13 protein-coding genes and 5 tRNA genes are annotated in these 13,482 nt (G+C 33.1%); all 18 read left to right on the top strand.

All coding sequences use genetic code 11. The features are described 5' to 3' along the window. The first annotated feature begins 61 nt into the window (after positions 1–61). The 18 genes from Q0822_RS00145 to secE all read left to right on the top strand — a co-directional run bounded on the left by Q0822_RS00145 (position 62) and on the right by secE (position 13,476). Complete coding sequence (locus tag Q0822_RS00145; protein ID WP_299118636.1) at positions 62–1,042, top strand: cysteine synthase family protein; 981 nt, start codon at positions 62–64, stop codon at positions 1,040–1,042. Positions 1,043–1,138: 96 nt separating this feature from the next. Continuing rightward, positions 1,139–2,011, top strand: a complete 873-nt coding sequence (locus Q0822_RS00140; RefSeq protein ID WP_299118633.1) for a T9SS type A sorting domain-containing protein — start codon at positions 1,139–1,141, stop codon at positions 2,009–2,011. Positions 2,012–2,040: 29 nt separating this feature from the next. Continuing rightward, positions 2,041–3,330, top strand: a complete 1,290-nt coding sequence (locus Q0822_RS00135) for a DUF2851 family protein (protein WP_299118631.1) — start codon at positions 2,041–2,043, stop codon at positions 3,328–3,330. Between the two features lie 158 nt (positions 3,331–3,488). Beyond that, entirely contained in the window at positions 3,489–4,316 is an 828-nt protein-coding gene (locus Q0822_RS00130) for a M57 family metalloprotease (RefSeq protein WP_299118629.1), read from the top strand. Positions 4,317–4,397: 81 nt separating this feature from the next. After that, on the top strand, positions 4,398–4,625 hold the full coding sequence (locus Q0822_RS00125) for a PspC domain-containing protein (RefSeq protein WP_299118627.1): 228 nt from the start codon (positions 4,398–4,400) through the stop codon (positions 4,623–4,625). A gap of 6 nt (positions 4,626–4,631) precedes the next feature. Continuing rightward, positions 4,632–5,654, top strand: coding sequence for a potassium channel protein (locus Q0822_RS00120; protein ID WP_299118626.1), 1,023 nt, complete (start codon positions 4,632–4,634; stop codon positions 5,652–5,654). 96 nt (positions 5,655–5,750) lie between these two features. Next, positions 5,751–7,622, top strand: coding sequence for an alanine/glycine:cation symporter family protein (locus Q0822_RS00115; protein WP_299118623.1), 1,872 nt, complete (start codon positions 5,751–5,753; stop codon positions 7,620–7,622). 22 nt (positions 7,623–7,644) lie between these two features. Next, positions 7,645–8,520, top strand: a complete 876-nt coding sequence (locus Q0822_RS00110) for a helix-hairpin-helix domain-containing protein (RefSeq protein WP_299118620.1) — start codon at positions 7,645–7,647, stop codon at positions 8,518–8,520. Between the two features lie 13 nt (positions 8,521–8,533). After that, a complete protein-coding gene (locus Q0822_RS00105; RefSeq protein WP_299118617.1) occupies positions 8,534–9,700 on the top strand; it encodes an acyl-CoA dehydrogenase family protein in 1,167 nt (388 codons plus the stop codon). A 114-nt stretch (positions 9,701–9,814) separates the two neighbouring features. Continuing rightward, entirely contained in the window at positions 9,815–10,705 is an 891-nt protein-coding gene (locus Q0822_RS00100; protein WP_299118615.1) for a tyrosine-type recombinase/integrase, read from the top strand. Positions 10,706–10,779: 74 nt separating this feature from the next. Next, positions 10,780–11,085 (top strand): ribosome-associated translation inhibitor RaiA, encoded by a 306-nt coding sequence (raiA, locus tag Q0822_RS00095; RefSeq protein ID WP_299118614.1) that lies wholly within the window; start codon positions 10,780–10,782, stop codon positions 11,083–11,085. Between the two features lie 110 nt (positions 11,086–11,195). Beyond that, positions 11,196–11,269: transfer RNA gene (locus Q0822_RS00090), tRNA-Thr, on the top strand. A gap of 61 nt (positions 11,270–11,330) precedes the next feature. After that, positions 11,331–11,413: transfer RNA gene (locus Q0822_RS00085), tRNA-Tyr, on the top strand. A 171-nt stretch (positions 11,414–11,584) separates the two neighbouring features. Next, a tRNA-Gly gene (locus tag Q0822_RS00080) sits at positions 11,585–11,657 on the top strand. Positions 11,658–11,716: 59 nt separating this feature from the next. After that, positions 11,717–11,788: transfer RNA gene (locus Q0822_RS00075), tRNA-Thr, on the top strand. Positions 11,789–11,857: 69 nt separating this feature from the next. Next, on the top strand, positions 11,858–13,045 hold the full coding sequence (gene tuf / locus Q0822_RS00070; protein ID WP_299118612.1) for an elongation factor Tu: 1,188 nt from the start codon (positions 11,858–11,860) through the stop codon (positions 13,043–13,045). A 115-nt stretch (positions 13,046–13,160) separates the two neighbouring features. Then, positions 13,161–13,233: transfer RNA gene (locus Q0822_RS00065), tRNA-Trp, on the top strand. Positions 13,234–13,281: 48 nt separating this feature from the next. Next, positions 13,282–13,476 (top strand): preprotein translocase subunit SecE, encoded by a 195-nt coding sequence (gene secE, locus Q0822_RS00060; protein WP_299118610.1) that lies wholly within the window; start codon positions 13,282–13,284, stop codon positions 13,474–13,476. Positions 13,477–13,482 lie beyond the last annotated feature (6 nt).

Genomic DNA, 13,482 nt, shown 5'->3' with positions numbered 1-13,482 from the left:
AACTAACTTTTAACTGTATACTTTTAACTTTTCACTTATTTTTGCACCGCAAAATAAAACTATGGACTACGCAGAAAATATACTAGGTACAATAGGAAATACACCATTAGTAAAAATGAACAAACTAGTGGAAGATTTACCATGTTTAGTACTTGCTAAATACGAAACATTTAACCCAGGAAATTCTGTGAAAGACCGAATGGCTTTGCAGATGATCGAAGATGCAGAAGCTGATGGACGACTAAAACCAGGTGGAACCATTATTGAAGGTACTTCAGGAAATACAGGAATGGGGTTGGCATTGGCTGCCATCGTAAAAGGCTACAAATGTATTTTCGTAATAAGCGATAAACAGTCCAAAGAAAAAATGGATATCCTAAGAGCTGTTGGTGCTGAGGTTGTGGTTTGTCCTACGGATGTGGAACCAACAGATCCTCGTAGTTATTATTCTGTGTCTAAACGTTTGGGTGAAGAAACATCAAATTCTTGGTATGTTAATCAGTATGATAATCCAAGTAACTGCAAAGCTCATTTTAAAAGTACAGGACCTGAAATTTGGGAGCAAACCGATGGTAAAGTTACGCATTTCGTGGTTGGAGTTGGTACAGGTGGTACCATTTCTGGAGTTGGAAGCTATTTAAAAATGAAAAATCCTAATATTAAAGTTTGGGGTGTAGATACCTATGGTTCGGTATTTAAGAAATATCACGAAACTGGTATTTTTGATGAAAAGGAAATTTACCCTTATGTTACTGAAGGTATCGGAGAAGATATTTTACCCGCCAATGTTAACTTTAATATTATTGATGGGTTTACTAAAGTTACGGATAAGGATGCTGCAGTTTACACTCAAAAGTTAGCCAAAGAAGAAGGTATGTTTTTAGGGAATTCTGCTGGTGCTGCAATTAAAGGTGTCTTACAATTGAAAGAACATTTTAAGCCAGAAGATGTAGTTGTGGTGTTGTATCACGATCATGGCAGTCGCTACGTAGGTAAAATGTTTAATGACGAATGGATGCGTGAGATGGGTTATATAGAATAAAAATTCTTTTAAATAAATATATTATCATAGAAGATTTAGAATCTCGGGTATAGGTTTGATATTTTTTATTATCTTAATAGTACTAAGTTATTTATTATGAGGAGAATATATTTTTTATTATTAGCTTTTGGTCTTAGTTTTTTTGGATATGCTCAGTTACATTACTTTCAGTTAGTGTTAGAGAATTCTAATATTGGCTATGAGGTATTTGCAGGCTGTCAAGGTTGTGGTTTTGAGTCTAATGATGAAGGTTTAAATGCTATTTTTCAAACTCATAATGTTATTTATTATCAGAATTCACCTATTTACTCAACTGATTTTGAAGATTTATATAATGCTACTCTCTTAGGTGCCTGTAATGGATGCGATATTAATCTTCTTACTCAAGATTTAAATGATTATGACAGCGTAATCAGAATTGCAAGTAGTACAAATGAGAACGATTTTTTGTTTAATCATGGTCTAAGTTTGAATTTAGTCGATAACTCTATAGGAATACCTAATGGTGTGGCAAGTGGTATTGTAACGACTAATGACGCTAGTTTAAATCAAATATTTTCAGATTTTAATGTAAGTGATTATCAGCTTGTTAATGAGGGTTCTTCTTTCGAACGATTTGACTTGTTTTGTGATTGTGATGCGGTTTTATTGCAACAAGAATTAGATGCACTCTCAACAACTGTTTCGTTCACAGAACGTTTATACATGGGGGTGGTATTGTCAACAGAAGAAGAGCAATTAACTCAAGTAAATATTTATCCTAATCCTTTCACAGATAAAGTTATTATTAAAACAAATAAGACTATTCAAAGTGTATTACTTTTTGATATTTTAGGAAAACAAGTTTACAAATCGTCTTCGATAAGTGATTTTGAAGATTTTTCTTCATCCTTAAAAGCCGGAGTTTACCTTTTAGAAGTTTCAACTTCTAATGGGGAATCTGTAACTAAAAAACTTATTAAAGCTTAAATTAAAATAGGTTTTTTTATTTTAGATGTATGCAAGAAGACTTCCTTCATTATATCTGGAAACATAAAGCATTTAATGCTTCTCAATTAAAAACAACAAATAACGAATTCGTAACAATAAAACAATTAGGTCAACATAACCATAACGCTGGCCCTGATTTTTTTAATGCGCAACTAGCAATCGCTGAGCAGCTTTGGGCAGGTAATGTGGAGATTCACATAAAATCTTCGGATTGGTATGTGCATAATCATGAGACTGATACAGCTTATGATAATGTAATTCTGCATGTGGTTTGGGAGCACGATACCGAAATTTTTAGAAAAGATAATACTGCGATTCCAACATTAGAATTAAAACACTACGTAAATAAAAACTTAATAGATAATTATCAAAAACTGATGAAATCTAAATCGTGGATTAATTGCGAAAGTAGTTTCTCTGAGATTGATGATTTTTTATTGAATAATTGGCTAGAACGTCTCTATATTGAACGTTTAGAACGGAAATCTGAGGATATTCAAAAGCTATTAAAAGCATCAAATAATGATTGGGAAGCAGTTTTGTTTCAAATGTTATTAAAGAATTTTGGACTTAAAGTCAATGGAGAAGCATTTTTGAGTTTAGCAAATTCAGTAGACTATTCGATGATAAGAAAACTTCAGAATGACGTTTTGGAAATGGAAGCCGTATTGTTGGGCCAAGCAAATTTATTAGAAGGGGATATTCAAGATGCATATTTTTTAGATTTAAAACAGCGTTATCAATTTTTAAAACAGAAGTTTAAACTCAATAATCAAGGTTTATTACCAATACAGTTTTTTAGGTTGCGACCACCAAACTTTCCGACTATTCGTTTATCTCAGTTTGCTAATCTATATACTAGAGAGTATCAACTCTTTTCTAAAATAGTATCAATAAATACTAGTGAAGAATTTTATAAGCTGTTTAAAAAAGGAGTTACTGATTTTTGGATGTCACATTATACATTTAATAAGACTTCAAAAGATTCAAAAAAAATAATAACAAAATCATTTATTGACTTGCTCATTATTAATACTATTATTCCTTTAAAGTTTAGTTATGCTAAAACGCATGGCGAATTAATAGACTCCAAGTTATTTAAACTTTTAAAGCAATTAAAGGTTGAAAATAATAACGTGGTTAAGAAGTTCTTAAGCTTAAAGCCAATTGAGAAAAATGCATTAAGTTCTCAGGCACTGTTGCAATTAAAGCAAGAATATTGTGATAAAAATAAATGCTTACAATGTACTGTAGGAAATCAATTATTGACTACATCTTATTTGAAAGGCGAGGAGTAATAAGTAGTTTTTTTCTGAAGTAAAATTATAGTAAAAACATAAATTTAGCTAATGTCAAGTTTTTAATCGAATAATTTTATTTTTTGTTAAAATTTATAAATATTAATTGTATTTTTCTTAAAATTTTAACAATTTATTAACCAATAAACAATTTTAAAATGATCAAAAATTTCAAGTATGTATTATTAACTCTGTGCGCATTGACAGTACTTAATTCATGTCAATCTGAAGAAAAAGGAGTAGAAAATGATGAAAAATCTGTTTCTCCAGAACTTTTGTCTAAACTAGCTGATTTAGATTTTGATATTTCAGAAGTAAAAATGGCTTTAATGTTTGGTGAAGAGGGAATTAGAGTAGAGGACATGTTTTTTACAGAACAACAGATTAATGAATTATTTATTTCAGAGCAAGGACAACCTAAGCAATATCATACTAATAACCTAGTTAAAAAATTACCGAGAGTAATTACAATTGCAGTATCTCCAGATTTGGGCATTTTAGGATCTAACGCTCTAGATGATGCTATAGATATGTATAATGATGTGGGTTCTTTGATAACTTTCCAGAGAGTTGCATTTGGATTGAGAGGAAAAAAGAAGGCTAAAATACAAGTAACAGCATTTTCAGAACAACCGTCTGGAGGTTTTATTACTTTGGGTGTGGCAGCAGGTTTCCCAACAAGAAAAGGAGATCCAGCAAAAAGCTTTGGGATTAATACGGTATGGTTTGATTTGTTAAGCCCTTCTCAAGCAGAAGTAGCTGGAACTATGGCTCATGAAATAGGTCACTGTATAGGCTTCCGTCATACTGATTATCAGACGCGTTCAAGTTGTGGTCAAAATGTAAATGAAGGATCCGCAGGTGTTGGGGCTGTTTACATAAATGGAACACCAACTGGGTCTGATCCATCTTCATTAATGCAGGCTTGTGGACCAGCTCAAACTTTAAATAATAATGATATTACTGCTTTATTATATATGTATTAATAGAGAATATATTTAATATTAAAACCTTCTTAAATTTTAAGAAGGTTTTTTTTGTAGTAAAATTTCATCATCTTTGTTTGTATGAATCCATTCTATAAAACACTACTGTTTTTTCAGAAACGTGGATACTATGTATGTCAACGTATTGCAGATCGTTTTGGTATTAGAGCCAAAATTGTAAGAACATCATTTATGTATCTCACATTTGTAACTGTAGGTTTCGGTTTTGCACTATATTTGTTCTTAGCATTTTGGATGAGAATAAAGGATATAATTTACACCAAGCGCTCTTCTGTTTTCGACTTATAACATAAAATGAATAATCCTTTTTTAAGACTTTATAGATCTAAGATATACACAGCTTTAATGATGCTTGCTATATTACTGTGTATTGGAGTTGTAGGCTATAGACTTATTTCTGGCTATAGTTGGGTTGATGCTTTGTACATGACTGTTATTACTGTTACCACGGTAGGTTTTGCTGAGGTTAACCCATTAGATACTACCTCTAAAATATTTACTATTTTTTTAATTTTAACCAGTGTGATTATAGTAGGTTATGCGATATCTATAATAACCGAATACATACTAAGTAAAAGTAATATTGAAGATATAAAACAAAGAAAGATGCAGAAGAAAATAGATGCGATGTCTAACCACATTATTATTTGTGGTTTTGGACGTAATGGAAAACAAGCTGCTAAAAAATTATTAGCCTACGATAAGCCCTTCGTAATAATAGAGCGGAACAAAGAGATTATTGAGAAGTTTCATGAAGATGATATTCCATTTGTATTTGGAAATGCTAATGAAGATGAAACCCTCATTGAAGCAGGTATTAAAAAGGCAAGTACACTTATATCTGCCTTGCCAAATGATGCAGATAATTTGTTTGTGGTTTTGTCAGCAAGACAGATAAATAAAAAAATGCATATCATAAGTAGAGCTTCTCAAGAGACTTCTTATAATAAGTTAAAATTAGCAGGAGCAAACAATGTTATTCTGCCAGACCGGATTGGAGGAGATCATATGGCGTCTTTAGTTGTAATCCCAGATTTAGTAGAGTTTATTGATAATTTGGGTATTGTAGGGGAACGAAACATTAATGTTGAAGAAGTTAAGGTTGAGCAACTATATGACACTAAAGAGGTGAAGACTATAAGAGAACTCGATTTAAGAAAAAAAACAGGTTGTACTGTAATCGGATTCAAAGACGAAAACGGAGAATATCTCGTTAATCCTGAGGCAGATACTAAGTTGGTTTCTGGTTCAAAAATTATTGTTCTAGGGAGACCAGAGCAAATTGAAAAGCTAAATTCCACATACAATATAGCCTAGGTTTGTTACTCATTTTAACTTTATAGGCTTTAAAAACTCAAATATTTTTAGCATCTTGTCGCTTTTAAACCAAAAAACTAACTAATAACTACACTCATGAAGAAATATCTTCTATCACTTTTTGCTTTAGTATTATCATTTTCGGCCTATACCCAAGAAACCGACGAGGTTGGAATTGATCAAAAAATTGATCAAGCGTTCGGTAGTGCTACGGGTTGGTTTGTAGGTGCTATTTTCTATCAAATTCCGTTCGGTGAAGTTGAGAATGATATGACTATTAACTTGAATGTTAATAATAAACTTTCTGCAGCAGATAATGGTGATAGTACATATATATCAGAAAAAGGGATTGCCTATCTTTCAAAAAATGATTCTTTATATATTTCTAATATATCTTTATCAGGAGATCAGATTGCTGAAAATATTGAATTAAAATCAAAAGACTTGCCTGCCAAGATCACTGGCGGATCCTTAGCTATTGCAAATTCTGATATAAAAAATAATTCTTCATTAGATATTAAAGCGTCAGCACCTTTTACTAAAGTGTTTTGGGTGTTATTTCCGCTAATTTTAGGAGCCATATTTTTTACTATTTACTTTAAATTAATAAACATTAGAGGCTTCTTTACATCCATAAATATCGTTAGAGGTAAATATGATGAAATTGATCATCACGAATCTTTAGTTGGTGCAGGTGATTCTACACCAGGTGGGGATGCAATTGAAACTATTGCTGTAGAAGGACATGAAGGTGAAGTGTCACACTTCCAAGCTTTAACGGCAGCCTTATCTGCTACTGTAGGTTTGGGTAATATTGCTGGTGTAGCTATAGCAGTTTCTATTGGTGGTGCAGGAGCAACATTTTGGATGATTGTTGCTGGTTTATTAGGTATGGCGTCAAAATTTGTAGAGTGTACTTTAGGTGTAAAGTATAGAGATATCGAAGCGGATGGAACCGTTTATGGTGGTCCAATGTATTATTTAACAAAAGGTTTAAAAGAAAAAGGCTTCACAGGATTAGGTAAGGTTTTAGCTGTTTTGTTTGCCATATTTGTAATTGGTGGGTCTTTTGGTGGTGGAAATATGTTCCAAGTAAATCAGGCTTTTCAATTAGTAGAAAATATAACAGGTGGAGAAAATTCATTTTTGCATGGTTATGGCTGGGCATTTGGTTTAGTAATGGCAATACTTGTAGGTATTGTAATAATTGGTGGTATAAAGAAAATTGCAAAAGTAACAGATAAGATTGTGCCATTTATGGTAGTTATATATGTGGCAGCATCTTTATTTGTAATATTCGTTAATTACAACATGATTGGTGATGCATTTGCTCAAATTTTTAATGGAGCTTTTAGTCCAGAGGGCGTTGCAGGTGGTGCTGTGGGTGTTTTAGTTCAAGGATTTAGAAGAGCTGCATTTTCTAACGAAGCTGGTATTGGTTCTGCGTCTATAGCGCACTCAGCTGTAAAAACTAAATATGCTGCAAGTGAAGGTATGGTCGCGCTTTTAGAGCCGTTTATTGATACGGTTTTGGTATGTACAATGACAGCTTTAGTACTAATCATTACAGGAAATGTGACTGCTGCTAATGCAGGATTAAATGATGCTCAAGCGATTCTATTAACTTCAGGAGCATTTGAATCAGCGATATCGTGGTTTCCATATGTATTAACAGTCGCAGTAGTTTTATTTGCATTTAGCTCTATGATATCTTGGTCTTATTATGGATTTCAAGGTTGGTCATATTTATTTGGAAGAACAAAAAAAGCAGAATATACATACAAAGTGATTTTCTGCTTATTCGTAATTGTTGGTGCTGCTGCAAGTCTAGGGTCAGTCATTGGTTTCTCTGATGCTATGATTTTTGCTATGATGGTACCAAATATGATAGGTCTAGTAATATTGGCACCAAAAGTGAAAGAGGAATTAAAAAGGTACATGGATGCTATAAAATCTAATAAAGCCTAGTATATCATTTATTTTATAGATTATGAAATCCCATTTCCAGTTTTCTAACAAACAAAGAAATGGGATTTTTCTATTGCTATTAATTATAGTCGTCGCTCAATGTTTATATTCATTTGTTGATTTTTCGCAGTATATAGATCCAGAAAATAAAGATGAATTAGATTCTTTTAGAAATGAGCTAGACTCTCTTAGACTTGTAGAGCTTGAAAATTCAAAGCCTAAGATTTATCCTTTCAACCCAAATTACATTACAGATTACAAAGGTTACACTTTAGGAATGTCTAATGAAGAAATTGATCGACTTCATCAATTTAGAGATGGTAACCAGTGGGTGAACTCTGCTAAAGATTTTCAACAAGTTACTAAAGTTTCAGATTCTTTATTGGCTGAGATTTCACCTTATTTTAAATTTCCGGAATGGGTGACTAATCCAAAGCCCAAAACAAATTCTTATAATAATTCCTATTCGGACAACAATTCACCAAAAACATTTGCTCAAAAAATAGATTTAAATAAAGCAACGGCCAACCAGTTACAAAAAGTCTATGGAGTGGGTGAAAAGTTATCAGAGCGTATTTTGAAAGAACGAAATAAGTTCAAAGATGGTTTTATTTCTGATGTCCAACTCTCTGAGGTTTATGGTCTTTCTCCCGAAGTTATTGAACGCATTAAAAATGATTTTACAGTTAAAACACCAAGAGCAATACAAAAGTTTAATCTTAATATAGCAACAAGAGATGAGTTAGTCACTATTCAATATATAGATTACGAAGTTGCAAACAATATTATTGAAGAAAGAACACTTAGAGATGGCTTTAAATCTTTAGAAGAATTAACAAAAGTTGAAGATTTTCCTGTAAAGAAAATAGAGATAATTAAGTTATATTTGCACCTTTAACAAATAAAGGTATATGTCTAATTTATATTTCACGGAAGAGCATAATTTATTTAGGGAAAGTCTTAGAGATTTTTTGAAAAAGGAAGTCGCTCCTCATATTGACAAATGGGAAGAAACAGGTCATATTGAGCGTTTCATTTGGAAGAAATTTGGCGACATGGGCTATTTTGGTTTAGCTTATCCTGAAAAATATGGCGGACTAGATTTAGATTTGTTTTACACTGTCATTTTACTTGAAGAGTTGCAGCGTATAAATTCTGGTGGATTTGCGGCTGCTATATGGGCTCATGCATATTTAGCGATGACACATCTTAATAAAGAAGGTGATGAAGCCATTAAAGAAAAATATTTAGCGGATAGTATTTCTGGAGATCAAATAGGTTGTCTATGTATCACTGAACCTTTTGGTGGAAGCGATGTGGCTGGTATGCGAACTACCGCTGTTAAAAAAGGCGATACATATGTTATTAATGGCTCTAAAACTTTTATAACCAACGGTGTTTATAGTGATTATTTAGTGGTCGCTGCTAAAACCAATCCAGAACTTGGAAACAAAGGTATAAGCATATTTTTAATGGATAGAGAAACTTCTGGTATTTCTGCTACAAAGTTAGATAAATTAGGATGGAGAGCTTCAGATACTGGTGAAATTGCCTTTGATAATGTTGTGATTCCTGCTTCAAATTTAATGGGCGAAGAAAATCAAGGCTTCCCTTACATAATGCAACATTTTGCGTTAGAACGTTTAATAATGGGAGTCAATGCACACGCTAGGGCAGAATATGCACTAGAATATGCTAAACAATACATGTCGGAAAGAACAGCTTTTGGAAGAACAATAGATAAATTTCAAGCTTTAAGACATACTTATGTAGAATGTGAAACTCAAATGGAAATTTGTAAGCAATTCAATTACTATGTAGCAAAACGTTTAGATATGGGTGATTATGTAGTAAAAGAAGCGACCATGTCTAAGCTACAATCTACAAAAATGGCGGATGATGTTATTTATCAATGTCTTCAATTTTTAGGCGGTTATGGTTATATGGAAGAATATCCTTTAGCACGTATGGCAAGAGATAGTCGTTTAGGACCAATTGGTGGTGGCACTTCAGAAATACTTAAAGAAATCATTGCCAAAATGGTTATTGATAACAAGGATTACAAACCAGCTACTTAATGGTTCAATTGAATATATAATATTTAAATCCTGTTTTATGACAGGATTTTTTTATTCGAAACTTAATAATATAGCTGACAAATAGTTATATTTATTAGTCCTCAATTAAGATGTATGAGTCTAAAGGCATTTTCAGATTATCTATTATTAGAAAAGAAGTATTCTAAGCATACAGTTTTAGCTTATATAAAGGATATTGAAGTATTTCAAGATTTTTTATATGAAAACCATAATTCTGAAATTATTTCAAAAGCTGGATATTCAGAAATTAGACAATGGATTGTTGAGTTAGTAAATAGGGGTATTTCAAATAGAACGATTAATAGAAAGACATCTTCACTTAATTCTTATTATAAATTCCTTTTAAAAACTGAAAGTATCAAAGTTAATCCATTAAAAAAACACAAGGCCTTAAAAGTAGGCAAGAAGGTACAGCTACCTTTTTCAGAACAAGAACTAAGAGCAGTGTTAGAAGATGCTATTGAAGTTGTAGATTTTAAAACTTCGAGAAATCAATTAATTATTGAGCTTTTTTATGCCACTGGAATAAGACGAATTGAACTGGTCAATATAAGAGTAACAGACATAGATTTCAATAAGAAACTATTGAAGGTTTTAGGAAAACGTAATAAAGAACGTTATATCCCATTAATGGAGTCTTTAATAAATGCCTTACATGGGTACTTTGAGTATAGATCCAAGTTACCTGCAGTGGTAGATAAGGATATGTTATTTTTAACCCAAAAGGGTCTTAAAATTTACGAAAAACTTGTTTACAGAATAATAAATAAGTATTTTAGTAAAGCATCTTCAAAAGCAAAATGTAGCCCACACGTATTAAGGCATTCATTTGCAACACACTTATTAAACCAAGGTGCGGATTTAAATGCAGTAAAAGAACTTCTTGGACATACTAGTTTGGCTGCAACGCAAGTTTACACCCACAATAGTATTGCAGAATTAAAAAAAGTGTATGCCAAATCGCATCCAAGGAACTTAGGTTAAGTAGTACTTAACAATAATAAATCGGTGTTAGACACATACGTTTTAGCACACATGTTTAACTTAAAAGTAAATATATGAAAGTAAACACTCAATCCGTAAATTTTACAGCAGATGGTAAGCTAATAGATTTCATTCAGAAGCGAATGGATAAATTAGATATGTACTATGATAAAATAATTCAATCCGATGTGTATTTAAAAGTTGAAAATACAAGTGATAAAGAAAATAAAATTTTTGAAGCAAAGGTGAGTGTGCCAGGAGATAGTTTTGTGGTAAAAAAGCAATGTAAATCATTTGAAGAAGGCACTGATTCCGCTATTGCTTCATTAGAAAGGCAGTTAAAAAAACGAAAAGAAAAGCTAAGAGCAAAAGTTAGATAAAATTTTTTCAAAAATGTTTTGAATAAATAAATAAAACACTACATTTGCAGTCCGTTAGAAATAGCGGGCTTTTTTATGGTCGTTTTTTGATGGTAAAAAAGTAAGAAAAAGCCGATGTAGCTCAGCTGGCTAGAGCAGCTGATTTGTAATCAGCAGGTCGTGGGTTCGAGTCCCTCCATCGGCTCTTTTAAAGTTCAATTTTCAGCTTGAAATTTTGAATTTTAAAATTGAAATATTGATAATTTGGGGAGATACTCAAGCGGCCAACGAGGACAGACTGTAAATCTGTTGGTTTTCACCTTCGCAGGTTCGAATCCTGCTCTCCCCACAAAGTAATTTTAATAAGAGTTGTCAAAAGCGAGCTTTTGTAAAACTGTTTTTAATTTTTTATGGATTGGGTCACCAATCCAGGGTCACCGAGCAAAGCGAGGTAATTCAACTTAAACATGAAAAATTGAAATATTGAAAACCTTTAATTAAGGAGACTTAATTATAAAAAGCGAGAGTAGCTCAGTTGGTAGAGCGTCAGCCTTCCAAGCTGAATGTCGCCGGTTCGAACCCGGTCTCTCGCTCTAAATTTCCTGCGAAGGCAGGAATCTCATTATTTATAATGAGGATGTAAACACTTTACGCCGGTGTAGCTCAGGGGTAGAGCGTTTCCTTGGTAAGGAAGAGGTCACGAGTTCAAATCTCGTCATTGGCTCTTTTTTCTAAGTGATATTAGAATTAACAATTGAACACTAATAATAATTAAGATTAAAATAAATTAAACATGGCAAAGGCAACTTTCGATCGTTCAAAACCACACTTAAATATTGGTACTATTGGACACGTAGATCACGGTAAAACAACTTTAACTGCTGCTATTACTAAAGTATTAGCTGATGCAGGTTTATCTGAAGCAAGATCATTTGATCAAATTGATAATGCACCAGAGGAAAAAGAAAGAGGTATAACAATTAATACTTCTCACGTAGAATATGCAACAGCTAATCGTCATTACGCTCACGTAGACTGTCCAGGTCACGCGGATTACGTAAAGAACATGGTTACTGGTGCTGCTCAAATGGATGGTGCTATTTTAGTTGTTGCTGCAACAGATGGTCCAATGCCACAAACACGTGAGCATATCTTACTTGGTCGTCAGGTAGGTATTCCTCGTATCGTTGTATTCATGAACAAAGTGGATATGGTAGATGATGAAGAATTATTAGAATTAGTTGAAATGGAAATCAGAGATTTATTATCATTCTATGAGTATGATGGTGATAATGGTCCTGTAGTAGCTGGTTCTGCTTTAGGTGCACTTAATGGTGAGCAAAAGTGGGTTGATACTGTAATGGAATTAATGAATCAAGTTGATGAGTGGATTGAAGAGCCTGTGCGTGATATGGACAAGCCTTTCTTAATGCCGATTGAAGATGTATTCTCTATTACTGGTCGTGGTACTGTTGCAACTGGACGTATTGAAACTGGTGTAGCTAATACAGGTGATCCTGTTGAGATTATTGGTATGGGTGCTGAGAAATTAACATCTACTATTACTGGTATCGAAATGTTCCGTCAAATATTAGATAGAGGAGAAGCTGGAGATAATGCAGGTATCTTATTAAGAGGTATTGAGAAAACTCAAATCTCTAGAGGTATGGTAATTACTAAGCCAGGTTCTGTAACACCACATGCTAAATTTAAAGCTGAGGTTTACATCCTTAAAAAAGAAGAAGGTGGACGTCATACTCCATTCCATAATAACTACCGTCCTCAGTTTTACGTTCGTACAACTGACGTAACTGGAAACATTGCGCTTCCTGATGGTGTTGAAATGGTTATGCCTGGAGATAACTTAACAATTACTGTTGATTTAATTCAGCCAATTGCAATGAACGTAGGTTTACGTTTCGCTATCCGTGAAGGTGGTAGAACAGTTGGTGCAGGTCAGGTAACTGAAATTTTAGACTAAACAATACAGTTAAATTAATAGTTAAGGTGTCTCGATAATTCGGGACGCCTTGATTATTGTTTACGGGTTAGCTCATCCCGATACTAAAAATCGGAAGTAAGTGTGAGTACCAAATACGGGTTTAGCTCAGTTGGTAGAGCACTGGTCTCCAAAACCAGGTGTCGTGAGTTCGAGTCTCTCAACCCGTGCAATTAAAATAGATGGATTAATTTTTAATCCGAAATAAAATAAATCAAATGGCAGGAATAGTCACATATATAAAAGAATCGTTTGAAGAGTTAAAGAATAATGTGTCATGGACTCCGTGGCCAGAAGCTCAAAGACTAACAGTTATAGTTGCTGTATTTTCAATTATATTTTCTTTAGCTATTTGGGGAGTAGATACTGTTTTTAGTAGAGCGGTTAAAGCCTTTTTTGGATTTATTAACTAACAACGA

Origin of the sequence: uncultured Winogradskyella sp. (assembly GCF_947496485.1) — a bacterium.
Taxonomy (GTDB): domain Bacteria; phylum Bacteroidota; class Bacteroidia; order Flavobacteriales; family Flavobacteriaceae; genus Winogradskyella.
Note: the sequence above shows the minus strand (reverse complement) of the source record. Positions and strands in the feature narration are given on the sequence as shown.